This is a genomic window from Cupriavidus plantarum, from assembly GCF_905397285.1.
In the GTDB taxonomy this organism is placed as follows: Bacteria; Pseudomonadota; Gammaproteobacteria; order Burkholderiales; family Burkholderiaceae; genus Cupriavidus; species Cupriavidus plantarum.
Window position 1 is genome coordinate 276618 of the sequence record NZ_CAJPUX010000005.1, and the last position, 22725, is coordinate 299342.

General features: G+C 66.1%; 21 protein-coding genes. 7 read left to right on the plus strand and 14 right to left on the minus strand.

What is annotated here, in order from left to right:
- Positions 1-11: 11 nt before the first annotated feature.
- Positions 12-926 carry a LysR family transcriptional regulator gene (locus tag KHP16_RS21300; protein ID WP_211961170.1) on the plus strand — a complete coding sequence of 305 codons (915 nt, stop codon included), beginning with the start codon at positions 12-14 and terminating at the stop codon, positions 924-926.
- Here KHP16_RS21300 and KHP16_RS21305 read toward each other — a convergent pair.
- From KHP16_RS21305 to KHP16_RS21325, 5 genes are all read right to left on the minus strand, one after another.
- A complete protein-coding gene (locus tag KHP16_RS21305) occupies positions 916-1464 on the minus strand; it encodes a hypothetical protein (protein WP_211961073.1) in 549 nt (182 codons plus the stop codon). The genes KHP16_RS21300 and KHP16_RS21305 overlap by 11 nt on opposite strands.
- 101 nt (positions 1465-1565) lie before the next feature.
- Positions 1566-2561, minus strand: coding sequence for an NAD(P)H-quinone oxidoreductase (locus tag KHP16_RS21310; RefSeq protein WP_121492365.1), 996 nt, complete (start codon positions 2559-2561; stop codon positions 1566-1568).
- 149 nt (positions 2562-2710) lie between these two features.
- Positions 2711-3577 carry a LysR family transcriptional regulator gene (locus KHP16_RS21315; protein WP_211961074.1) on the minus strand — a complete coding sequence of 289 codons (867 nt, stop codon included), beginning with the start codon at positions 3575-3577 and terminating at the stop codon, positions 2711-2713.
- Between the two features lie 367 nt (positions 3578-3944).
- The gene (locus tag KHP16_RS21320) at positions 3945-4328 is read right to left on the minus strand and encodes a YkvA family protein (RefSeq protein ID WP_211961075.1); all 384 of its coding nucleotides are present in this window, start codon (positions 4326-4328) and stop codon (positions 3945-3947) included.
- Between the two features lie 5 nt (positions 4329-4333).
- Positions 4334-4963 (minus strand): TetR/AcrR family transcriptional regulator, encoded by a 630-nt coding sequence (locus KHP16_RS21325; protein WP_244835935.1) that lies wholly within the window; start codon positions 4961-4963, stop codon positions 4334-4336.
- Between the two features lie 79 nt (positions 4964-5042).
- Here KHP16_RS21325 and KHP16_RS21330 point away from each other — a divergent pair, with 79 nt between their 5' ends.
- On the plus strand, positions 5043-5900 hold the full coding sequence (locus KHP16_RS21330) for an NAD(P)-dependent oxidoreductase (protein ID WP_211961172.1): 858 nt from the start codon (positions 5043-5045) through the stop codon (positions 5898-5900).
- 49 nt (positions 5901-5949) lie between these two features.
- On the opposite strand, the gene KHP16_RS21335 is transcribed toward KHP16_RS21330, so the two are convergent.
- From KHP16_RS21335 to KHP16_RS21365, 7 genes are all read right to left on the minus strand, one after another.
- On the minus strand, positions 5950-6726 hold the full coding sequence (locus KHP16_RS21335) for a molybdopterin-binding protein (RefSeq protein ID WP_121492363.1): 777 nt from the start codon (positions 6724-6726) through the stop codon (positions 5950-5952).
- Positions 6723-7442, minus strand: a complete 720-nt coding sequence (locus KHP16_RS21340; RefSeq protein WP_244835936.1) for a cytochrome b/b6 domain-containing protein — start codon at positions 7440-7442, stop codon at positions 6723-6725. The genes KHP16_RS21335 and KHP16_RS21340 overlap by 4 nt, the downstream gene beginning before the upstream one ends.
- A gap of 81 nt (positions 7443-7523) precedes the next feature.
- On the minus strand, positions 7524-8150 hold the full coding sequence (locus tag KHP16_RS21345; protein ID WP_109583922.1) for a hypothetical protein: 627 nt from the start codon (positions 8148-8150) through the stop codon (positions 7524-7526).
- 208 nt (positions 8151-8358) lie between these two features.
- On the minus strand, positions 8359-9843 hold the full coding sequence (locus tag KHP16_RS21350) for an HD domain-containing phosphohydrolase (protein ID WP_211961076.1): 1485 nt from the start codon (positions 9841-9843) through the stop codon (positions 8359-8361).
- Between the two features lie 97 nt (positions 9844-9940).
- Complete coding sequence (locus tag KHP16_RS21355; protein WP_121492359.1) at positions 9941-11134, minus strand: CaiB/BaiF CoA transferase family protein; 1194 nt, start codon at positions 11132-11134, stop codon at positions 9941-9943.
- 38 nt (positions 11135-11172) lie between these two features.
- On the minus strand, positions 11173-12177 hold the full coding sequence (locus KHP16_RS21360) for a tripartite tricarboxylate transporter substrate binding protein (RefSeq protein WP_211961077.1): 1005 nt from the start codon (positions 12175-12177) through the stop codon (positions 11173-11175).
- A gap of 63 nt (positions 12178-12240) precedes the next feature.
- The gene (locus KHP16_RS21365) at positions 12241-13119 is read right to left on the minus strand and encodes an HpcH/HpaI aldolase/citrate lyase family protein (protein ID WP_211961078.1); all 879 of its coding nucleotides are present in this window, start codon (positions 13117-13119) and stop codon (positions 12241-12243) included.
- 133 nt (positions 13120-13252) lie between these two features.
- Here KHP16_RS21365 and KHP16_RS21370 point away from each other — a divergent pair, with 133 nt between their 5' ends.
- Both KHP16_RS21370 and KHP16_RS21375 read left to right on the plus strand, forming a co-directional pair.
- Positions 13253-14155 carry a LysR family transcriptional regulator gene (locus KHP16_RS21370; protein ID WP_115954276.1) on the plus strand — a complete coding sequence of 301 codons (903 nt, stop codon included), beginning with the start codon at positions 13253-13255 and terminating at the stop codon, positions 14153-14155.
- A gap of 78 nt (positions 14156-14233) precedes the next feature.
- Positions 14234-15166 carry an MBL fold metallo-hydrolase gene (locus KHP16_RS21375; protein WP_109583915.1) on the plus strand — a complete coding sequence of 311 codons (933 nt, stop codon included), beginning with the start codon at positions 14234-14236 and terminating at the stop codon, positions 15164-15166.
- Positions 15167-15200: 34 nt separating this feature from the next.
- Here the strand turns inward: KHP16_RS21375 and mqo are convergent, their stop codons facing one another.
- The gene (gene mqo / locus KHP16_RS21380) at positions 15201-16895 is read right to left on the minus strand and encodes a malate dehydrogenase (quinone) (protein ID WP_211961079.1); all 1695 of its coding nucleotides are present in this window, start codon (positions 16893-16895) and stop codon (positions 15201-15203) included.
- A gap of 423 nt (positions 16896-17318) precedes the next feature.
- Here mqo and KHP16_RS21385 point away from each other — a divergent pair, with 423 nt between their 5' ends.
- On the plus strand, positions 17319-18224 hold the full coding sequence (locus tag KHP16_RS21385) for a manganese catalase family protein (protein WP_211961080.1): 906 nt from the start codon (positions 17319-17321) through the stop codon (positions 18222-18224).
- Positions 18225-18923: 699 nt separating this feature from the next.
- Positions 18924-20588, plus strand: a complete 1665-nt coding sequence (locus KHP16_RS21390) for an ABC-F family ATP-binding cassette domain-containing protein (RefSeq protein ID WP_109583912.1) — start codon at positions 18924-18926, stop codon at positions 20586-20588.
- A 102-nt stretch (positions 20589-20690) separates the two neighbouring features.
- On the opposite strand, the gene KHP16_RS21395 is transcribed toward KHP16_RS21390, so the two are convergent.
- Positions 20691-21314 carry a TetR/AcrR family transcriptional regulator gene (locus tag KHP16_RS21395; RefSeq protein ID WP_211961081.1) on the minus strand — a complete coding sequence of 208 codons (624 nt, stop codon included), beginning with the start codon at positions 21312-21314 and terminating at the stop codon, positions 20691-20693.
- A 112-nt stretch (positions 21315-21426) separates the two neighbouring features.
- Between KHP16_RS21395 and KHP16_RS21400 the strand changes: the two genes are divergently transcribed.
- Positions 21427-22719, plus strand: a complete 1293-nt coding sequence (locus tag KHP16_RS21400) for an NAD(P)/FAD-dependent oxidoreductase (protein ID WP_211961082.1) — start codon at positions 21427-21429, stop codon at positions 22717-22719.
- The last annotated feature ends 6 nt before the right edge of the window (positions 22720-22725 follow it).

Below are 22725 nucleotides of genomic sequence, written 5' to 3' on the forward strand. Positions count from 1 at the left end.
CGCGCCCCACCATGGAACTCCGCCACCTTCGATATTTCCAGACCGTCGCGCAGGAACTCAACGTCACACGCGCGGCCGAGAAACTGCATATGGCGCAGCCGCCCTTATCGCGGCAGATCCGGCAATTCGAGGAGGAAGTGGGCGTGGCGCTGTTCGATCGCGTGGCGCGCGGGCTCAGGCTGACCGAGGCTGGGCGCTTCCTGCTGGACCAGTCGCTGCAACTGACGCAGCGGCTCGAGGAAACGCTGGAAGGCACGCGGCGCATCGGCCGCAACGAGAAGCGATGGTTCAACATCGGATTCGTCCCATCGGTGCTCTATGGCGTGCTGCCGGAGCTGATCCGGGAACTGCGCGAGAACCGGATGGACGGCAACGATGGCGAGGTGGAAGTGGGACTCACCGAGATGATCACGGTCCAGCAGATGGAGGCGCTCAAATCCGGGCGCATCGACCTGGCTTTCGGGCGGCTGACCTTCACGGATGCCGCCATCCTGCAGCAGGTCGTCATGTCCGAGGCGCTGGTCGCGGCCATGCCGATCTCCTCGGCGCCACCGGATGCCGCTTTCACCGCCGGGGACCTCGCGCGCCAGCCGCTGATCCTCTATCCCGCCCGGCCGCGGCCTAGCTATGCCGACCACGTGCTGTCGCTCTTCCGCGCACAGGGGCTGCAGCCGCGCGTCGTGCAGGAGGCCAACGAACTGCAAACGGCGCTGGGCCTCGTCGCCGCCGGCCTCGGCGTGACGCTGGTGCCGTCGTCGGTGCAGCGTCTGCATCGCGACGACGTGCGGTACGTCCCTATCCAGGCGCCGGGCTTCCTGTCGCCGGTGATCATGAGCTATCGCGCTGGCGATACGTCTCCGCATCTGGCGCGCGCGATCGCGTGGGTGCGCGCCTGCGCCGGCAAGGCGGACGAACTTAAGCGGTAAGCTTCGCGCGGGCGGCGCGCGCGATGCTCTCCGCGAACAGCGGCGTCTCGCGGCGGTTGTGGTCGCCCGACGCGGCCTGGCGATCGCGCGCGGCCTGTTCGAACGTCAGGCCGTTCTTCTCGATGAACGCCAGGAAATCGTCCGTCGGATGCGACGTCACCGCGTTCGTGTACTCGGTCCGGCCATCGGGCAGGCCCTTCGCGCTCAGTTCCCAGATGACCTGCACCTTCGTGCGGCCGTGGGGCGTGAAGACGTCCGAGATCGACACCATCTTGCAGTACTGCGGATCGGTGACCTCGCCGACGTAGTGCTGCACCACGAGGCCCGTGCCGATCATTTCGACGTTGATCGACATGCGGCGGCCATCGTCGGTCCACGTGGCGCCGGCGGCGATGTGGTCCGGCGGCGCGTACCGCTGATATTCGGCATCGGGCAGCGAGAACAGCCACTGCGCGATGTCGATCTGGCTGACGTCGACATCGACGACGTGGCTGAAGGCGCTTTGCGAGAGGATGAGGTCTTTGCGGACGGTGGTCATGGTCATGGCTCCAATGAGTGAAAGTGAACCGGCAAATGTCGTTGCTGGATTTCAGTCTCCTGCATCGGTATCTCGGGTACCTTCGCGGATCGGCTGGCGATTTAGTCTTTGCCGCCGATCGTCAGGATGATCTTGCCGACGTTGGCGGACGACTCCATGCGTCGATGGGCGTCCGCGGCCCGCGCCAGGGGGAACGTGCTGTCGACGATGGGCGTCAGGTCCGTGCCCCGCGCGAAGCGATCGAGCCAGTGGTCGCGGAAGCGTCGCGTCATCGCATGTTTCTCCGCTGGCGTGCGGGATTTCATGACCGTGCCGATGATCCGCAGATGGCGATAGAGAATGTCCTCCAGCTTCACCCCAACCTCGCCGCCGCCGCCGAGCAGGCCGACCTGTATGAGCCGGCCGCCATGGGCGAGCGCGGCGATGTTCTTCGCGAAATACGGCGCCCCGATGAAATCGATGACCACGTCGACGCCGCGCTGACCGGTCCTGTCGGCGATGACCGCCGCGAAATCTTCGCTGCGGTAGTCGATCACGTGGTCGGCGCCGAACTGCTTCACGCGGTCGTGTTTCGCCGCGTCGGCCGTCGCGAATACCGTCGCGCCCGATGCGCGGGCAAGCTGGATGGCGGCCGAGCCCACGCCACTGGCGCCGGCATGCACCAGAGCGGTACCGCCATCCGTCAGGCCGCCAAGATGCAGCAGGGCTTCATGCGCGGTGACGAAGACTTCGGGGATCGCGGCGGCTTGGACGTCGTCGAGGCCCGCGGGAATCGGCATGGCCATGCGCCAGTCGATGCGCGCGACCTCCGCATAGGCGCCACCGCCGACGACGCCCATCACGCGATCGCCGACGCGGTAGCCCTGCGCTTCCGGGCCCACCTCGATGACTTCGCCCGCGATCTCCAGACCCATGATCGCGGAGTCGCCGAAGTCCGCGCGGCCATAGGCACCCTTGCGATGGAGCAGGTCCGCGCGGTTGACGCCGGCGGCGTGGACGCGGACCAGCAGGTCGCTGGGGCGGACTTCCGGGACCGGCGCGTCGCCGAGCTGAAGGACGTCGGCGTCGCCGAACGTGTCGAAGAGGATGGCTTTCATTACGGGAGCACCGTCGATGGATGACATGCTCCGAATGGTAGTACGGCAAGGGGCGGTTTCGATGATGCAGAAATGCATCGCTCCGCCTGCAAAATGCAAGCAAAATACCCGCACTACCGATCCCGGCCGCAGGCATCGGTCACACGCGTTCAGGCCTCGAACATCTCCACGATCTTGTCGATCATCGCGCGAATGCGCGCGGTATGCCGCAGGTCCTGATGCGTGACGAGCCACACTTCATACGGCGGCGTGCGTTCGCGGTCGGGCCAGATCCGCACGAGGCCATCGCGCTCGGCCAACGGCACGGGCACCTCCCCGATCGCGCGGCCCATGCGGATGAGCGCGCGCAGCATCAGGCTGGAGTTCACGGCCGCGGCAAGGCGGCCGCCCTCGGTAGGCAGCCCGACGAGCGTTTGCTGGATGGCGGCCGTCGGATGCGACTGGAACATGACGAGGTCATGGCCCGCAAACCCGTCACCGGGCGTGGGCTCGCCCCGTTCGGCGAGATACGCGGGCGACGCGTAAAGACCGACCGCCCAGCGCGCGAGGCGGCGCGCGATCAGGTCAGGGTTGTCGGGCTTGCGGTTGCGGATCGCGATATCGGCCTCGCGCCGCGCGAGGTTCAGCATCTGCGTGGAAGTGTTGAGCCGCACCTCGACGTTCGGATGCTCCGCATGGAGCCGCGAGATCGCGGGGATGACGAATTCCAGCGCCAGCGTATCGGTCGTGGTCACCTTCACTTCGCCGGCAAGCCGGGTGTCGGCGCCCTGCGCCTGCCTGATGAGTTCGTTGGCCCACCTCTCCATCTTCTCGGCCGACCGCAAGACGTTTTCGCCAGCGGGTGTGAGCACATAGCCCTCCGACGTCCGCAGGAACAGCGTGGCGCCAAGCGCGTGCTCGAGCGCCGCGAGCCGGCGCCCTACCGTGGCCTGATCCACCCCGGCCACGCGCGCGGCGCTACGGAGCGTTCCCTCGCGCTGGAGCGCCAGAAAGATTCGAGTATCGTCCCAGTTCACTGCCCTGCCCGGCCCATGACGTTGAAAAGTCCGCCAATGGTACCGCGTGCGCGGAGGGCGCGGCGGCTGCGACCGGGCTCATGACGGTCAGGTCCAGATAGCGGCGGCTGGCTTCGATGAATGCGTGGAGGATGGTCATCGTTGTACGCATGCGGGCGGTTGGCAATGGATAAGCATGGTATCGGCTCGACGGCGCGAACGCCCTTGCACATAAGAGCAGCCAGCATCGCGCGAATCGCGTAGCGCTATCACACCTTGGCATGACCCCGACGTAAGCCGAAGTGAATCCTTCCGCGACGCGATGATCATCGTTCCGTTGCGCTGAGGGGTCTGAAGTTTTGGGGTCTGTCGCGGGCCGCTCGCTGCGCTAACGCAGCAAGACCCATGCGCCGTACGCCACGGCGATCCAGATGCCGAGGACCAGCACGATGCCCCACGCACTCGTCGGCTTCGCGCGCTTCGCGTCGAGCCACGCCTCCGCCCGCGCACGGCTTGCGGCGAGCACGCCGGCGGGCATCAGCCGGATGGCGAGCCAGATCAGGCCGGGTAGCAGCAGGACATCGTCGAGGTAGCCGAGCACCGGGATGAAGTCCGGCACGAGGTCGATCGGACTCAGCGCGTAGGCGACGACAACCATGCAGAGCGCCTTGGTCCAGATCGGCGTGTCCGGATGGCGGCAGGCGAACCATAGCGTGACGCCGTCGCGCTTGACGCGCCGCGCCCATTTGCGCAGATCGTCGGTGAATGCCATGAACGCTAACCGTGAACGGGTGCTTCGCCCAGCAGGAGCCTGACGGATTCCGCGGCCGCGCGCGCGACGGCGAGAAGCCTCGTCACGCTCATCCCCTCGCGCGCCCCCGCCGACAAGCCGGACATCACCAGCGCCACGTAGTCCGTGACGGCACCGGCCTGCCTGGGATGCGTCGCGGCAATAAAGCGGCGGACCTGATCGCGGCGGCGTTCCGCGATGCGGCGCGCCATGGCGGCGCTCTCGCTGTCGTCATTGCCGCGCGCGGATTCGAGCACGAGGCACCCCCGGCGCGCGGGATCGCGCGCGTACCGTCGCGCCGCACGCTCGAGCAGGTCCGCGAGGGCCGCGGCGGGATCGAGGTCGGTGCGCAGGACGTCGGCCAGCACGAGCTCCGTGCTCGCATAGCGCTCCAGGACACGTTCGAAGAAGGCTGCTTTGCTGCCGAAGGCCGTGTAAAAGCTCGGGGGCTTGATGCCGAGCGCTTCGGTCAGCGCGCTCAGGCCCACGGCGTCGTAGCCATAGGCATGGAACAGCCGCTGGCCCTCCGCCAATGCCGCCTCCGGGTCGAACGCCCGCGGACGGCCGCGTGCCGCCTTGGATGCTCCCTGCGTTGGCGCGATTAATTTAGCGTTCACTATATAAATTCCTTGCGATCTCGTACGGTGAAATATATAGTGATCGCTATATTAATTCAAGGATATCGCCATGGAAGGCATGAAAATCGGCATGATCGGCCTGGGCGCGATGGGCCGGGCGATGGCGCGCAACCTCGTGCGCGCCGGGCATCAGGTCAACGCCTGGAACCGCTCGGGCGGCGCAGTGGAGGGCGTCACAATGGTCGCGTCGCCGGAGGACGCCTTTCAGGCGGACGCCGTGCTGACCATGCTCTCCGACGACCACGCGATCCGCGAGGTGCTGCTCGAGACGGGGGTGCTGACGCGCGCCCGTCCCGGCGTCGTGCATATCGTCATGGCGACCATCTCCGTCCAATTCGCCCGCGAGCTCGTGGCACAGCACGCCACGGCCGGCATCGCCTACATCTCGGCGCCCGTCCTGGGCCGCCCGGATGTCGCCGCCGCTGGCGAACTGAATATCCTGGCTGCCGGCGCGCCGCAGGCCATGGAAAAGGTCCGCCCGGTGTTCGCCGCCATCGGCAAGCGCGTCTGGGACATGGGCGCGGAGCCGCCCACGGCCAACGCGGCAAAGGTCGCCTGCAACATGATGATCGCCATGGCCATCGAGGCGATGGCCGAGGCCGTCGTCCTGACGGAATCGAACGGCCTGCCCCGCGCGCGGTTCTTCGACCTGATCCTCAACACCCTGTTCGGCAGCCGCTCGTACCAGGTCTACTCCGCAAACATCGCCGGCGACCACTACGACCCGGGCTTCAAGGCCTCCCTCGGCCTGAAAGACCTCCGCCTCGCCACGGAAGCCGCATCCGACACCGGCCGCACGCTCCCCATGCTCGCCGCCGTCCACGATCGCATGGCCGAGGCCGTCGCCGCCGGACTCGGCGCCCGGGACTGGTCGGCGATGGCGGACTTTACGATCGGCGCCGCTGGACCAGCCTGACCCGGCGCGCGCCGCCGTTCCTCGTTCCTCGTTCCTCGTTCGTCGTTTGTCAAATCCCCGCGTACCACTCGTACCCGCGGTCTTCCCAATAGCCGCCCTTGCCGCCCCACAGCTTGTCGAACGACGACACGACCTCGATGCGCATCAGGTACTTGGCCTGCTTGTAGCCCAGTTGCCGCTCCACGCGAAGCCGTAGCGGCGCGCCGTGGGCGACGGGGAGGTCTTTGCCGTTCATCGCGTAGGCGAGGATGGTTTGCGGGTGGTACGCGTCGAGCAGGTCGATGCTCTCGTAGTACCGGCCGCTTCCATCGAACGTCGCCTCCAGTTCGTCGGCGCAGTGGAAGACGACGTAGCGGGCGCCCGGTTTCAGGCCCGCTCGATCGAGAATGCGGCCGAGGTTGACACCCTGCCATTGGCCGATCGCGCTCCAGCCTTCCACGCAGTCGTGCCGCGTGATTTGCGTACGGGCCGGCAAGGCTTTCAGGTCCGCAAGCGACAGGCTCAGCGGCTGTTGGACCAGCCCGTCCACCTTCAGGCGCCAGTCGGCAAACCCGCCGTCGAGCAGCCGGTTGTAGTCTTCCGAGTCTGGCGCCTGCGTGCCGTTGGCGCGGAAGACGGGCGAGAGGTCGGCGAGGGTGTATTCCGGCGCGAGCGTCTTGCGCGAAAGGAGCAGCCGTTGGCTCGCCATCGTCAGCTTCTCGGTATCGTGCAGAACGGCCCCGAACGACTCGCTTTGCGTCATGCGGTCGCAGCCGGCAAGCACGCTCGCGCCCGCGGTGGCGATCATGCCCGTCAACAGGCGCCGGCGTCTGGGGTCGAACCTCATCGGTCGCCCTCCGTGTATTCGATGGCATAGCGTCCCGTCAACATCGAACGCATGTTGTTCCAGAACCCGGACAGCACCACCATCGCCACATGCACGACCACGAACAGCACGAGCGACGAAGCGGTGAGGAAATGCAGCGTGCGCGCGGACGGGCGCCCGCCAAAGAGATCGGGCAGGAAGGGAAACGCCGCGTCGAGGCCGGGCGACATCGTCAGGCCCGTCAGGACCATCAGCGGGATGAGGCCGAATGCCACGGCGAGGTAGGCGATCTTCTGCAACGCGTTATAGCGCCGCGCCGCCTCCCCCTTCGGGAATCGCAGCCGGGCATGATCCCGCACCTCATGCCACAGATGCCGCGGCGTCAGTTGATCGGCATCCGGTACGAGGTCGCGGCGAATATGGCCGCGCCAGAGTCCGTAGGCCAGATAGACGAGCCCATTGATCACCAGCAGCCAGGCGAACAGGAAGTGCCAGTGCCTGCCGGCGCCGAGGTCCTGATAGGACGGGATCGTCAGCCATGACGGGAACGCGGACGCGGCGATGAAGGCATGGTCGGCGTCCGCGCCATATTTGCCCCAGTAAAGGCGAGGATGCGCGTTGAAGATCTTCAGCCCGCTCATCAGCAGGATGGAGAGGCAAACGACGTTTGCCCAATGCGTGAGGCGCACCACGACGGCGTGCCGCGCGACGAATCGATGATTGCTCGAGGAGTCCATGGGAAGGCCTTGAGCCGGCTGGCAGCCCGCGCCAGCCGGGGGGAGAGAACTACCGAAAAAAACAGCCGCGAAGAACGCTGATTACATCGGCGGGACGACGCCGTTCTTGCCGACGATCAGCTGTGCGGCGGACAACCCGCCCGCCGCATCCTTCTGCGTGGGAATGAACACGACGGTGCCGGGCTTCACGTCCTCGGCCGTCGCGGGCGCCAGCGTTACCACCGGCGTGCCGTTCGGAATCGAGATCTTCTTCTCCTGCCCGTGATAGTTGACGGTCACGACGCTACCGTTCACCGACTTCACCGCATCGCCCACCGTGGCATTGGTCATGGTGCTGTTGGGCTTGAGATCCCAGCCATAGCTGCCTTCCCCGCGTCCCCGCAGCGCGGGCGGGAAAATCAGGACTTCCAGCGCACCGTCGCCGCCCTCCGCCTTGGGGAGCGAGGCAATGCCGACGAAGTCGCCGGGCTTGATGTCGTTCATGCTCGCGCGTTGCACGGCAGACACCGCCCAGCCATCGGCGAGCTTGATGGTGAGGGGCTGCCCTTCGCGGGACTTCACCTGGAGCTCGTTCCCGGAGAGCGCGGTAACGGTGCCGCGCACACGGACGGTCTGGTCCGCGGCCTGAGCGGCACCCATGGCGCCGATCGTGAGCAGCAGGCCCGCGAGGGTGCCGGTGATTGCCTTGTTCAGTCGTGAGACTGTCATGTTGGATTCCTTAGCCTGGCGCGGATTCGGAGGATTGCATGGAACGATGCGCCGGATCGTTCCATGGCAGCCTACTCAACCAACTAGTTGGTAGACTATAAAGTCAAAAAATTTCAGCGGCCCGCCACCGCGCCGAGGTAGGCCGTGGCCCGCTCGGCGGCGGCATGCAGCAAGGCGGCGACGGGAGCGCCAGGAGGGTGATTGCGCGTCATAGCAGCCCGATCGCCGAAGCCTTGAGCGTCGCCGCCGCCCGCGTCGTGCAGCCTAGCTTGCGAAACACGCTCTCGACGTGCGTCGCCACGGTGCTCGGGCTCAGGTTCAGTTCGCGCGCGGCCTCCTTGTTGGTCGCGCCGCGCGAGATGGCGCGCAACACATCGGACTCGCGCGGCGACAGCAGGTGCCGGGTTTCCGTGCGTTCCGCGGCCGGCCGGGCGATACCGGCGCCGCCCGACACCAGCGCATCGACGGCCTCTCCGCACAACCGCCCCGCCCGCACGTCCTCGCGCAACTGCTGGGCCGCGGCATCGGCCGGCATCGCCGCGCGCCATGGCCGCGGGGACCGCATCGCTACCCAGGCCACCGACGCCGCCAGCACGCGCGCCTCGGTCGACAGCGACTGATCGCGCGCGCCCCGGAAATAGCCCGAACCATCGATGCGCTCGTAGGCGAACGACGCCAGCGTGGCGGCCTCGCCGAGCGGGCCCGCCCACTGGCCGGCGCGCGACGTCCAGTAGGGCACGAGCCGCAGCGTCTCCCACGCGCTGGCGGGCAGATGGGTGGTCATGTTCCAGATCTGGATGGGTACCGAGGCGCGGCCGAGCCCGTGCAGCAAACCCGCGTGATACACGCGTTCCTGCGCGGCCTTGTCCGACGACAGCCGTCCGAACGCCTGCGCTGCCGTCGCGGCCACCGCGCGGGAGAAACCCGTCATCCATGGCAGCTTCAGGTCGATGACATCCGCGATCAGGTCGGCTGGCGTTGTCAGCGCCATCCGCGGCGTGCTCAGCGCCATGTCGAGCGTCGCGGGAGAACTGCCCTCGAGTTCGGCGAGCCAGTCGGCGGCGTGGCGCGCCGCGAGGGCCGCCAGCGATGCGGGATAGCGCTTGTCGCCACGCTCGCGAATTCTGGCGAGTGCCTGTTCCGTGCCGTAGGTGCGACCGAGGACCTCGATATCGCCCGCTATCGACACGACGGACACGGTGGCCGGCACCGCATCCCCCGCCAGCTGGGCGGGCTGCCCGCTGCCATCCCACGCTTCGAGGATATGGCGCAGCGTCGTTTCCGTCGCGGACGACAGGGCCAGCAAGCGGCCCACCTCCGCCGAGACCTCGCAATGGATCTGCGCGAGCGGCCGCAGTACGACACCCATGTTGGCCACGTCCGCCACGGGCCGGATTGCTTCCGGCCGCCCCTCGAGCATCGCCACGCGCACGGCGATGTCGTCCCCGAACACGTCGGAGAAATCGCCCGCGTTGGCGGTGCAGCCGGACCAGCGCAGCAGCGCCGCCTCGCACACCGCCGCCTGCGCGGCGGCATCGAGCTCAGCCACGTGCGCCAGCCGGACGGCCAGCCACGCCGTGCGCAGCGAATGATTCGTCGGCTGACCCATGCTCAGGTCGCCGACGAACGCGAGCGCCTTCACGACATCGAAAACGCGAAGCGGATGGCGCCCGCGGTAAATCTTCTCTTTCATCGCGACTCAGGGAGGGACATCCCCGGAGGGCATCCGCATACCTACTTGAATGAAACCATCGCGACTATACCGTGCCCCCCGCGACGGAGGGGATCGGTCATTCAACCGACCCCGCGGCTGCCTTCAGCCGGTCGGCAGCTTCGCGCACGAGGCTGCCGTGCTGGTCGAGGGTGGGCGCGGCAAAGGGGTCGGGCCCCGGCGTCCGACCGAACTTCACCGGGCGCGTGAAGCCGCGATACCGGCCGACCACCGGATGCTCGAACGTCGCGATCATGTCCTCCGCCATGACCTGCGGGAAGTCGAACATGTCTTCCACGCTGCGCGCCGCCGAACACGGGACCTCCTCGCCGAAGATCGCTTCCCATTCCATGGCCGATCGTTCGCGCAACGCCGCATGCAGCGCGGGCACGATTTCGTCATGATGCTGCGCCCGCTTGCGCACCGAGTCGTAACGATCGGTTTTCAGCAGATGGGAGAGCCCCGTCTTCTCGCACAACGCCTGCCAGAAGTGCGGTGTATTGGCGGAGATGTAGATATACCCTTCCCGCGTCGGATGGATGCCCGTGATCCCCCCCGACCGCATGTCGCGCCCGACGTCCCGCGGTTCCGAATCGGCCCAGATCATGCGCGCCGACTGCATCGTCAATGCCGAACGCAACAGCGAGACGCCGACGTACTGGCCCTGCCCGCTCTTCTCGCGCTCGTAGAGCGCGGAGGCCACGGCGCCCGCCACCAGCGAGGCCGCGTAATAATCGACGATCGAGCCATACAGGATCTCGGGCGGCCCCTCCTTCTTCCCCTGCAGCGTGCACATGCCCGTCATCGTCTGCAGGACCTGATCGTAGCCCGCCTTGTCCTTGAGCGGGCCCGTCTCGCCATAGCCGCTCACCGCGCAGTAGACCAGACGCGGATGGGTCTGACTCAGCTGTTCGTAGGCGATGCCGAGCCGACCGGGCACGCTTGGGCGAAAGTTGTGCACGAGCACGTCCGCCTCGTTGGCGAGCACGCGCAGCCGCTCCAGGTCCCCGGGGTGCTTGAGGTCGAGCACCACACCGAACTTGCTGCGGTTGACGCCGAGGAACGCGCGGCTCTCCGTCTCCAGCGTCGAAGGATACTTGCGCAGGTTGTCCCCTGCGGGCGGCTCCACCTTGATGACCGTGGCGCCCTGATCGGCCAGCAGCGAGCATCCATAGGGGCCCGCGATATAAGCGCTCAGGTCCAGCACCCTGACGCCGCTCAGCGGGCCCGGACGTCCCTTGCGCGCCGCGCTGAAGACATGTTCGGTATTCATGCAATGCTCCTCGGTCGATGCTACCGTTTCGGCTATCGTCAGTCGGCAACGATGTTCTGTTCCTTCGCCAGCGCCTTCCAGCGCGAGACGTCCGCCGCGATCGTCTCGGTGAACTGCTGCGGCGTGACCGGCTTTGCTTCCGCGCCCTCCTTGAGGATCGCGTTACGGATGGCGGGCTTCTCCAGCGCGCGATTCACCGCGGCATTGAGCTGCGCCACGATCGGCGCGGGCGTGCCGGCCGGCGCGAGGAAACCCCACCACAGTTCGAATTCATAGCCGGGGACCGCACTCGCCATCGGCGCGAGGTCCGGTGCGATGGGACTCGGCTTTGCGCTCGTAATGCCCACCGCGCGCACCTTGCCCGCGCGGACCATCGGCAGCAGCGACGGGCCGCTCGAGATCAGCAGCTGGGTCTGGTTGCCGATGAGGTCCGTGATGGCGGGACCCATGCCCTTGTAGGGCACGTGCTGGATCTGCAGCTTGCCCGCCTTCGCCTTGAGCAGCTCGGTGCCGAACTCGTTGACGCTGCCCGGGCCAGACGATGCGTAGTTGTACTTGCCGGGATTCTTCCGGATCAGGTCGATGAGTTCCTGCGGCGTCCTGGGCGGCAATGCATTGCTGACCGCGACGATGAACGGCCCCTGCGCGACCATCGCGACGGGCGCGAAACTCTTCACCGCGTCATACGTCAGTCTCGTCTGGACCGCGGCATTCGTCGTCATGCTCGACGAGACCGCCACGAGGGTATAGCCGTCCGGCGCCGCCTTCGCGACCATCGACGTGCCCGTGTTGCCACTGGCGCCGGGACGGTTGTCGATGATGACCGGCTGCTTCAGGTCCTCTCCGATCTCCTTCGCCACGATGCGCGCGAAGATATCGTTCGAACCGCCCGGCGGGTACGGCACGACGATCGTGATCGGCTTCGAGGGGTAGGCCTCCGCGGCATAGGCGGGCGCGGCCAGCGTCGCCGCGGCGAGGCAAGCGAAGGCCGCGATTCCATACGCTACGCAAGGCGGGCAAGACGAGTAAGACGGGCGAGTCATGGTGTTGTCTCCGGATTTTCTTGTCATGGGGTACAGCGCGATCAGCAAGAGATCGGGCTTGAATCAGGCGGGAATCAAGCCCAGCCGCCTGCCCGTCTCGACGATCGCCTGCGCCCGCTGCACGAACGGCGGATCGATCATCTTGCCGTCCACGACATACGCGCCGATGCCATCGGTTTCCGCACGGGACGCGGCGTCGATCACGCGCAACGCATGCGCGAGCTCCTCGTCCGACGGACGATAGACGTCATTGGCCAGCGCGATCTGTGTCGGGTGGATGCAGCTCTTGCCGAGGAATCCGAGCTGGCGCGACATCTCCGCTTCCGCGCGAAACCCGTCGGCGTCACGGATATTCGCGAACACCGTGTCGTACGCGTAGACGTTGCCCTCCGCGGCCGCCATGCGCACCGCGAACATGGCGTTGGCGATCGCCCCGGTGTTCCGGCGATGGATGCCCGCCGGCTCGAAGAGGTCGCCCAGACCTAGCTGGAGGCCGGCCACGCGCGGATGCGCGGTCGCCAGCTCGGCGGCGCGCCGCAGCGCCGCGGGCGTTTCGATATTGAGCAGCAGCCGGACCGGCGCATCGTTGCCCGTGAACCCATTGGCACGCTCGGCAAGCGCGATCGCGTCGGCCACGCGGCGTACGTCTTCCACGGTCTCGGGCTTCGGCAGGTTGATGACGTCGAGGCCGGGCACGACCACCGCGGCGAGGTCGGCCTCGAAGTGCGGGGTGTCCGCGCCATTGACGCGGACGATCAGCGTCTTGCGCGAGGTCTGGGCCATATCGGACCGCAGCATCCCGGACAGCAGCTCCCGCGCTTCCGCCTTGCGGTCTTCGGCGACGGCGTCTTCGAGGTCGAAGGACAAACCATCGGCCTCGCTGGCGAAGGCCTTGGGAAAGAACTCCGGCCGCGAGCCGGGGACGAACAGCTTGCTCCTCATGGCAATGCTCCCTCTTTGTGGACTTGCTTCGAATGAGAGCGAGTTTGCCTAAAGCCATCCGCAAGATAAACTATACTTTTCTACCTTCACACCATAGAAAATCTATGTAGCCCCGCTATATGGAACCCCCTTCATGGAGACCAACTATCTGCGCGCTTTCGCGCTGGTCGTCGAAACCGGCACGCTCGCCGAGGCCGCCCGGCGCCTCAACGTCACACCCGCGGCCGTCTCGCAGCAAATCCAGGTACTGGAGCGGCAGCTCGGCACCACCCTGCTGGGCCGCGCGGGCCGCACCGTCGCGCCGACGGCGTCCGGCCGCCGGCTCGCGGAACGCTGCGTGGGCCTGCTCGGCCAGGTGGACGAGCTGCGTGCCTGGGTCAATCAGGCCGAGGAGCTGAAGGAGCTCCGCATCGGCACGATCAATACGGCGCTGCACAGCCTGCTGCCCGACGCCCTCGCACGCTTCACCCATGCGCATCCGGACGTGTCGGTCCATATCCGGTCGGCCACGTCGGCCGAATTGTTCGACGCGGTCAAGCAACTCGAGCTCGATGCGGCGGTCTGCCTGCATCCGCCCTTTGCCTTGCCCAAGACGTTCGCATGGGAGCTGTTGCGGCAGGAGCCGCTGGTGGTGCTCGCCCGTGCGCGTGACCGGCAAGCCGATCCGCATGAACTGCTCCGGACGCGCCCGCTCATTCGCTACGACCGGAGTCTCGGCGGCGGCAGGCAGGCGGACGACTATCTGCGTACAAACGGCATCGTTCCCGCGGCCGAACGCTTCGAGTTGAGTTCGCTGCTCGCCATCGCGATGATGGTCGATCGCGGGCTCGGCGTGTCGCTGGTCCCCGATATCGCCTCGCCGCTCACGGCACGCCTGCAGGTCGCGAAGCTGGACTTGCCGGTGCCATCGGAGCCGCGGCGGTTCGGCGTGCTGTGGCGTCGCACGTCGCCATGCGCGAGCCTGATTCAATCGTTCTTCGAACACGCGCGCGCGGCATGCGGCGCGCCGATTGTCGCTTCCATGACAACATACTGAAGGCCTCCAGCACCCTACTGGAACGTGGCTCCCATTACTAGAATCCGTTGCACCCACTGACTGAACAGGATTCTGAAGATGAGCCAGACGACCCACAATGTGCAGCCCGTCCTTGCCCCCATCGGCAAGGAGGGCTTCGGTGAACTCGTATCCTCCCGCTACGCCGTGCGCGTGGGCGATGTCGACGTCCTGCTGATCAGCGATGGCGTGTTGCCGCTGCCCACCTCGACGATGTCCACCAACGTGAGCGAAGCGGATCGTAACGAATGGTTCGACAACCGCTTCCTGCAACGCGACATGTTCGACTGGGCGCTCAACATCGCGCTCATTCGCAGCGGCGACAAGCTGATCCTCGTCGATTCCGGCGTGGGCGACGGCTTCGAGTACTTCACGCGTGCGGGGCAGTCCGTGATGCGGCTCGAAACCGCGGGCATCGATCTGCGCGCCATCACGGACATCGTGGTCACGCATATGCACATGGATCATGTCGGCGGCCTGAATAACGATGGCGTCAAGGCGAAGCTGCGTCCCGACGTGCGCATCCACGTCGCCGCGGCGGAAGTCGAGTTCTGGAAAAACCCCGACTTCAGCAAGACGGTCATGCCGGAAACGGTTCCGCCGGCGCTGCGCAAGGCCGCCGCGAAGTTCGTGGAGCTCTATGGGGAGCACATTGTCCCGTTCGACAAGACCGTGGAAGTCGCACCGGGCGTCTCCGCCCGCGTGACGGGCGGCCATACGCCGGGCCATTGCGTGGTGGATGTGGCCTCGAACGGCGAGAAGCTGACCTTCGCCGGCGATGCGATCTTCGAAGTGGGATTCGAGCATCCCGAATGGCAAAACGGGTTCGAGCACGACCCCGAAGGCGCGGTAGACGTGCGCATCCAGCTGTTCGAGGAAGCCGCGCGGACGGGTTCCATGCTGGCGGCCGCGCACGTTGCGTTCCCCTCGATCGGTCACGTCGCCAGGACCGACACGGGCTACCGGTTTGTTCCCGTGCAGTGGGATTACTGAACCGCGCCGTCCAGGCGGCAGGGCGGGTGTTCCGCTACAGCGCCATATCGGGGTCCGCCTTCGCGGGCGCTGGCACGGAACGCCTCGGGGGCCCGGACGGCCCCGGCTCCGCCGGCCTGCTGACGTCGATGGGGGGCGGCGGCGTCAGCTGCAGCACGCCGGCGGTGTACCGCCATTCTTCGGCGACCCGCGCCGGGCTGTCGTTGAGCCGGGTTCCATAACTCGGCACGATCTGGCGCACCTTCTGTTGCCACGCCGGCGTGGCCAGGCGGTCCTTGAACACGCGCTCCAGCAGCGTGAGCATGATCGGCGCCGCCGTCGAGGCGCCCGGCGACGCGCCCAGCAACGCGGCAAGCGAGCCGTCCCGCGCGCTGACGATCTCGGTGCCGAGCTTGAGCACACCGCCCTTCTTCTCGTCGCGCTCGATGATCTGCACGCGCTGGCCCGCCTGCCACAGGCGCCAGTCCTCCTTGCGCGCCTCCGGGAAATACTCGCGCAGCGCATGGAAGCGATCGTCATCGGACTGCATCAGCTGGCCGGCGAGGTATTGCACGAGCGGAAACTCGTCCACGCCGACATGCACCATCGGCATGACGTTGTGGAAGTTCGTGCTGGTCATCAAGTCGAAGTACGAGCCTTGCTTGAGGAACTTCGTCGAGAACGTCGCGAACGGGCCGAACAGGATGACGCGCTTGCCATCGAGCACGCGCGTGTCCAGATGCGGGACCGACATCGGCGGCGAGCCCACCGACGCCTTGCCATAGGCCTTGGCAAGGTGACGTTCGACCACGCCCGGCTTGTCCGTGACAAGAAATGATCCGCCGACGGGAAACGCGCCATACTTCCTGCCTTCCGGAATGCCCGACTTCTGCAGCAGGTGCAACGCCCCGCCGCCCGCGCCGATGAACACGAACCGGGCATCGACTTCGGTCTCTTCTCCGCCCCGCGTGGGCGCGTAGCTCACGCGCCAGGTGCCATCGTCGTTGCGGTCGATGTCCTTGACCTCGCTCGACAGCGAAAGCGTGAAGCCCGGCTGCGCGGTCAGGTGCGCCACGAACTGCCGCGTGATCTCGCCGAAATTGACATCGGTGCCGATGGGCGTCCACGTGGCCGCGACCTTCTGGCCGGCATCGCGCCCCTCCATCATCAGCGGCACCCATTTCGCGATGGTAGCGGGATCCTCCGAATATTCCATCCCGCGAAATAGCGGACTCGCCTGCAGCGCGTCATAGCGCTTTTTCAGATAGCGAACATTGTCGTCACCCCAGACGAAGCTCATATGCGGCGTGGAATTGATAAACGATCGCGGATTCCTGAGCACGCCCTGCCTGACCTGCCAGGACCAGAACTGGCGAGAAATCTGGAAGGCTTCGTTGATCTCGATCGCCTTGGAAATATCGATCGTTCCGTCACTGCGCTCCGGCGTGTAATTCAGTTCCGCGAGCGCGGAATGGCCGGTGCCGGCATTGTTCCATCCATCGGAACTCTCCTTCGCCACGCCGTCGAGCCGTTCGATCATCTGCATCGACCATCCCGGCTCGAGCTGGTTCAGCCAGATGCCAAGCGTGGCGCTCATGATGCCGCCTCCGATCAGCAGCACATCCACCCGTCTGGGTTGATCGGCCCGAGCCGTCGCGCCGGAGACCGCGATCACGACCGCGAGAAGGAATACTCTGATGTACTGACTCACTTCGACGTTCTCCGTTGGCACGCCGTGATAGCGACGCATCGCTCTAGTCTATGAGGCGGGCACGCCAAACCGTCGCGGATGGCCACGCGGACGGTGCTCCAAAATGCGACCAAATCGAACAGTTCATGGATCGATTTTCCGACCCTAGAATGCGCATCACCCGCTGCAAGACCGAGTGGGTTTCTTTTTGGTCCTAAATCGATTTGCCCGTCATGCGTGACGGGCATTTTTTTTGAAACTTGCATCATGCGGGTCATGCAAATTCCGTCGTCCGCGATGCACGGGTTACACGATCCCGCTGGCTCCCGCCGCACGGTCACGCGCACGCAAGGTGCGGCCGCTTTGCGCCGAATGCCGCCACTATCCTGCGATTCCGGCGTACGAGCCGTCGCCGCGGGTCTTCCCGGCACACTCGTTGCAGATCGGGTCTCTGCGACACACCCCGCCATAAGGAGATCCGCCATGTTCGTTCACAACAAACGTTTGCAGTACACGGTTCGCGTCGCGCAGCCGAATCCCGGTCTCGCCAATCTGCTGCTGGAACAATTTGGCGGTCCGCAAGGCGAGCTCGCCGCGGCGTGCCGCTACTTCACGCAGGCGTTGGCCGAGGAAGATCCGGGCCGCAAGGACATGTTGTTCGACATCGCCACCGAGGAATTGAGCCACCTCGAGATCATCGGCTCGATCATCGGCATGCTGAATCGCGGGGCCAAGGGCGATCTTGCCGAAGGCGTGCAGCAGGAAGCCGAGTTGTATCGTTCGCTGCAGGGTGCGGGCAACGACAGCCACGTGACGCAGCTGCTGTATGGCGGCGGCCCCGCGCTGATCAACTCCGCCGGCGTACCGTGGACCGCCGCGTATATCGACACCATCGGCGAGCCGACCGCGGACCTCCGCTCGAACATTGCCGCGGAAGCGCGCGCAAAGATCATCTACGAGCGCCTGATGAACGTGACCGACGACCCCGGCGTGCAGGAGGCTCTCGGCTTTCTGATGACGCGCGAGGTTTCCCATCAGAAGTCGTTCGAGAAGGCCCTGTATTCGATCACGCCGAACTTTCCTCCGGGCAAGATTCCCGGCGATCCCCGCTTTGCCAGCGTCTACTTCAAGATGTCGCAGGGCGAAGCGATGCGCGGGCCCTGGAACGCGGACAGCACGTTCGCATTCGTGGAAGATCCGCCCCCCGCGGTGGACGGCGGCGACGGCCTGGCCACGGTGCAGTTGCCACCCGACCAGCAGTCCACGCTGGAAGCGTTCGCCATGCGCGCCGAGTCGGACGTCAACAGCGATCCCGTGACGGGGGCCGATCTCGGCAAGGCCGATGACGACCTCGACGGTTCCGGCGATCCGGAGCAACCCGCCCGCTGAAGGAATCCATCATGAACATGCCCGTCTCGGTCCGCCATCGTTGGCAGCGGCATCCGCTGCGGCTGCTGTCCGGAATCGCCATCGTCGTGGCGGGGGCCTTCGCGCTGACGGGGCTCATATGATGCTTTTGCCGGCGGCGCGGGGGACTGGCAACGGCCGCCGCCGGCACCTCACAACGTGACAGGTTTCTGAGGCGGTTACCTGCCAAGGCAGGACGGGTAACGGATTGCTCAGCCTCCCCCTCCTTTAGCCCGGTATGTTCGAGTCATCAACGAGGCGATCCTCTCCAAAAAAGACAAAGCTAGGTAAAACCCTATATCTCTCCTCCCCTTGTCGATTTTGGTTGCATGTCACTGTCTGTTCCGCAAAGGCGCCTTGTTAAGCTTCTGGCACTCGGCGCGCAGCTTCGTATCGTTCGTTCCGTCTTCAATCAAACCCCGGTGTATTGCGAACTCTCGCCCACGGAGGCAGAGGCGCTCATCGAAATCATTCCCATGTGGCGGATCCACAAGCTGCTGGCCACGGACGTCGTGCGGCTGGACACGGGAGACCTCTCCACGGCGAGGGAGGTGGTGCTGACGGCGCCACCCGAGCCCGGGACGGAATAGGGGCGACCGGATGGAGGCGGCCGGATGGAGGCGACAACCCTGGGGCGGCCGGTTCGGCTATCATGCGACTCCCCTCCGAAGCCGTCCCCTCATGATTACCGTCCGCAATGTCACGCTGCGCCGTGGCGTCAATGCCGTGCTCGACCGCGCCTCCGTCACCTTCAACCCCGGCGAAAAGATCGGGCTTGTGGGCCGTAATGGTGCGGGCAAGTCGTCTTTCTTCGCGCTGCTCAATGGCTCCCTGCACGAAGACAGCGGCGAGTTCTCTATTCCGGCCGCCTGGAAAATGGGGCAGGTTGCGCAGGACATGCCCGAAACCGAGCAGAGCGCGACGGACTTCGTGGTCGAGGGGGATACCGTCTTGCTCGCGGCCCAGGCCGAAGTCGCCGCCGCCGAGGCAACCGAAGATGGCATGCGCATGGCGCACGCCTATATGGCGTTGCACGACGCGGGCGCGCACGATGCGCCCGCCCGCGCACAGGCGCTGATCCTCGGCCTCGGCTTCAGCGGCGCGCAGCTCACCCAGCCCGTCAACAGTTTCTCCGGCGGCTGGCGCATGCGCCTGCAACTCGCGCGTGCGCTCATGTGCCCTTCGGACCTGTTGCTGCTCGACGAACCGACCAACCACCTGGACCTCGACGCCCTCGTCTGGCTGGAAGCCTGGCTCAAGCGCTATCAGGGCACGCTCATCGTCATCAGCCACGATCGCGAATTCCTCGATGCGGTGACGCAGGTGACCGTCCACGTCGACAACGCCAAGCTCGTGCGCTATGGCGGCAACTACAGCAAGTTCGAGGACATGCGCGCGGAGCAGCTCGTGCTGCAGCAGGCCGCCATGGCGAAACAGGCCGAGAAGATCGCTCACCTGCAGAAGTTCATCGACCGGTTCAAGGCCAAGGCCTCGAAGGCCAAGCAGGCGCAGAGCCGCGTGAAGGCGCTCGAGCGCATGGAGAAGATCGCACCGGTGCTGGCCGACGCGGAATTCAGCTTCGAGTTCAAGGAGCCGATGAACGTGCCGAACCCGTTGCTATCGATGCTGGACGCCAGCTTCGGCTATCCGGCGCCCGACGGTTCGCCGGATGGCACGCCGCCCACGATCATCGTGAAGGGCATCAACCGCTCCGTGCAGGCGGGCCAGCGAATCGGCATCCTTGGCGCAAACGGCCAGGGCAAGTCCACGCTGGTGAAAACGCTCGCCCATACGCTGGCGCCCACGTCCGGCGAGATCAGCGAAGGCAAGGGCCTGAACATCGGGTACTTCGCGCAGCAGGAACTCGACGTGCTGCGGCCCCACGATACGCCGATGGAACACATGATCCGCCTGGCCAAGGACACGCCGCCGCATATGCGCGCGCCCGGCCAGAGCGGCACGGAGCAATCGCTGCGCACGTTCCTCGGCACGTTCAACTTCACGGGGGACATGGTGCATCAGGCGGTGGGCACGATGAGCGGCGGCGAGAAGGCACGCCTCGTGCTGTGCATGATCGTGTGGCAGCGCCCCAACCTGCTGCTGCTCGACGAGCCGACCAACCACCTCGACCTCGCCACGCGCGAGGCGCTCGGCATCGCGCTCAACGAGTTCGAAGGCACCGTCATGCTGGTGAGCCACGATCGCGCGCTGCTGCGCGCCGTGTGCGACGAGTTCTGGCTGGTGACCCGCGGCGGCGTCGAACCGTTCGACGGGGATCTGGACGACTATCAGCAGTTCCTGCGCGAGGAAGCCGCCCGCATGCGGCAGCTGGCGGCCGCGGCGTAACGGCCGCTATCCGGTTCGCTATCCGGTTCGCTATCCGGTTCGCTATCCGGTTCGCTATCCGGTTCGCTATCCGGTTCGCTATCCGGTTCGCTATCCGGTCCGCTATCGGGACCGTTTCTGGGCGCCGATTCCGCCAAAGCACACGTCCAGCATGTGCGAGACGATCGCCTCGTCGTCGAGCTTCGCGTAGATCCGGAGGTACTCCACCGCCGGATCGCACGTCCGCGAGTAATAGCTGAACAGGATCACGTCGTCGGGCAGGCTCGCGTCTAGCGCGCCGGCCGCCTTCGCTTTGGCGACGAGTCCTTTCAGTTGGCCGTTCAGTTTGAGCACCCGGGTGACATAGCCCACGTTGCGCGTCAGCATGTCCCGCACACCCGGACTGGTCGACGGTAGGAACGGCAGCCCACCTTGAAGCCGCACGCGCAACGCCCACTCCAGCAGGGCCCGCAGGCGCCCCACCGCATCGAGATCGGCCGGCAGTTCCTCGAGGAACGACAGCGCGCCGTCGATCAGACGGATCATCGCCGCGCCCACCAGCGCGTCTTTCGACTTGAAGTGCTTGTAGAGGCTTGGTTTGGAGATGCCGACCTCCGTGGCCACGTCGTCCATGGTCATCAGATCGAACCCCTTGCCAGCCAGGATGCGCGTCGCCGCGTCCAGGATCGCGTCCTCGCGCAATTGAAACGCCTGATCCTTGAAACTGAGCCTGCCGAAAATACTCATTAGTAAATCTCGCTACTATGTAGTAGTCTTCTTTCCGAAGCGGTAGTCTTATCTTAGCACTCGCAGTGCCAAAGGGCGCCAGAAAGAACAAAAGCACAAAGGATGGTGGGTCGTGAGAGCCTTTCAAAACACAAAACAGGGACAAAGCGTCGCGGTCGTGGGCGCCGGCATTTCAGGGTTGGCCAGCGCGTGGCTGCTGTCGCGCCAGCATCGCGTCACGCTGTTCGAGGCGGGCGACTACCTTGGCGGGCATACGAATACGGTGGACGTCACGCTTGACGGGCATACCGCGCCCGTGGACACCGGCTTCCTAGTGTTCAACGAGCGCACCTATCCGAACCTCATCGCGATGTTCGACGAGCTTGGCGTGGCCTCCCACGCGAGCGACATGTCGTTTTCGGTGTCGATGGACCAGGGCCGCATGGAATGGGCCGGCACGAGCCTCAACACCGTGTTCGCCCAGCGCGGTAACGCGTTCTCTCCGACCTTCCTCGGCATGCTACGCGACATCGTCCGCTTCAACGGCGCGGCGCGGCGCCACCTCGCGCATGCCGAAAGCACGCATTGCTCGCTTGGCGACCTGCTCGTGGCGGGCAATTATGGCCAGCCGTTCCAGCAGCACTACCTGTTGCCGATGGCCGCCGCGATCTGGTCGTGCGCCGCCGCCGACGTGCTGCGCTTTCCGGCGGCCACGTTCCTGCGCTTCTGCCTGAACCACGCCCTGCTCCAGATCGCCAATCGCCCGCAATGGCGCACGGTCGCCGGGGGCGGCCGCGCCTACGTGCGGCGCATGACGGCGGCGCTCGGCGATATCCGGCTGCGGACGCCCGTGCGCGCGATCCGGCGCGACGACGACGGCGTCAGCGTGATGACGGACGAAGGGACCTCCCGGTTCGATGCCCTCGTCATGGCCACCCATGCGCCCGACACGCTCCGCATGCTGGCCGATGCGAGCGACGCGGAGCGCGCGGTGCTCGGCGCCGTGCGCTACGCGCCGAACGTCGCCATCCTCCATACCGACCCCACGCTGCTGCCGCGGCGGCCGCGCGTGTGGTCCGCGTGGAACTACCTTGGCGGCCAGCGCGACGAGACCTCCCGCGCGGTCTGCGTGAGTTATCTCGTGAACCAGCTTCAGCCGCTGCCATTTCGCACCCCGGTGGTGGTCACGCTCAACGCCTTCCGCGAGCCCGCGCCGGGCACGGAGCTGCGCCGCTTCCACTATCAGCATCCGTTGTTCGACCTGCAGGCGATTGCCGCGCAGCGCGCGTTGCCCGCCCTGCAGGGCGAGCGCCGCACGTGGTACGCGGGCGCATGGACCGGTTATGGGTTCCATGAGGACGGCCTGAAATCCGCACTGCGCGTGGCCGGTGACTTTGGCGTATTGCCTGCGTGGGCTCGACTATGAGCGCGA

What these genes read in the sequence shown, in the direction of transcription:
- KHP16_RS21375 (WP_109583915.1), top strand. Translation starts at nt 14,234, where the DNA reads ATGAGCCAGACGACCCACAATGTGCAGCCCGTCCTTGCCCCCATCGGC.
- KHP16_RS21320 (WP_211961075.1), bottom strand. Translation starts at nt 4,328, where the DNA reads ATGGCATTCACCGACGATCTGCGCAAATGGGCGCGGCGCGTCAAGCGC.
- KHP16_RS21360 (WP_211961077.1), bottom strand. Translation starts at nt 12,177, where the DNA reads ATGACTCGCCCGTCTTACTCGTCTTGCCCGCCTTGCGTAGCGTATGGA.
- KHP16_RS21340 (WP_244835936.1), bottom strand. Translation starts at nt 7,442, where the DNA reads ATGGACTCCTCGAGCAATCATCGATTCGTCGCGCGGCACGCCGTCGTG.
- KHP16_RS21300 (WP_211961170.1), top strand. Translation starts at nt 12, where the DNA reads ATGGAACTCCGCCACCTTCGATATTTCCAGACCGTCGCGCAGGAACTC.
- KHP16_RS21370 (WP_115954276.1), top strand. Translation starts at nt 13,253, where the DNA reads ATGGAGACCAACTATCTGCGCGCTTTCGCGCTGGTCGTCGAAACCGGC.
- KHP16_RS21365 (WP_211961078.1), bottom strand. Translation starts at nt 13,119, where the DNA reads ATGAGGAGCAAGCTGTTCGTCCCCGGCTCGCGGCCGGAGTTCTTTCCC.
- KHP16_RS21390 (WP_109583912.1), top strand. Translation starts at nt 18,924, where the DNA reads ATGATTACCGTCCGCAATGTCACGCTGCGCCGTGGCGTCAATGCCGTG.
- KHP16_RS21310 (WP_121492365.1), bottom strand. Translation starts at nt 2,561, where the DNA reads ATGAAAGCCATCCTCTTCGACACGTTCGGCGACGCCGACGTCCTTCAG.
- KHP16_RS21395 (WP_211961081.1), bottom strand. Translation starts at nt 21,314, where the DNA reads ATGAGTATTTTCGGCAGGCTCAGTTTCAAGGATCAGGCGTTTCAATTG.
- KHP16_RS21350 (WP_211961076.1), bottom strand. Translation starts at nt 9,843, where the DNA reads ATGAAAGAGAAGATTTACCGCGGGCGCCATCCGCTTCGCGTTTTCGAT.
- mqo (WP_211961079.1), bottom strand. Translation starts at nt 16,895, where the DNA reads ATGCGTCGCTATCACGGCGTGCCAACGGAGAACGTCGAAGTGAGTCAG.
- KHP16_RS21305 (WP_211961073.1), bottom strand. Translation starts at nt 1,464, where the DNA reads ATGACCACCGTCCGCAAAGACCTCATCCTCTCGCAAAGCGCCTTCAGC.
- KHP16_RS21355 (WP_121492359.1), bottom strand. Translation starts at nt 11,134, where the DNA reads ATGAATACCGAACATGTCTTCAGCGCGGCGCGCAAGGGACGTCCGGGC.
- KHP16_RS21335 (WP_121492363.1), bottom strand. Translation starts at nt 6,726, where the DNA reads ATGAGGTTCGACCCCAGACGCCGGCGCCTGTTGACGGGCATGATCGCC.
- KHP16_RS21385 (WP_211961080.1), top strand. Translation starts at nt 17,319, where the DNA reads ATGTTCGTTCACAACAAACGTTTGCAGTACACGGTTCGCGTCGCGCAG.
- KHP16_RS21345 (WP_109583922.1), bottom strand. Translation starts at nt 8,150, where the DNA reads ATGACAGTCTCACGACTGAACAAGGCAATCACCGGCACCCTCGCGGGC.
- KHP16_RS21330 (WP_211961172.1), top strand. Translation starts at nt 5,043, where the DNA reads ATGAAAATCGGCATGATCGGCCTGGGCGCGATGGGCCGGGCGATGGCG.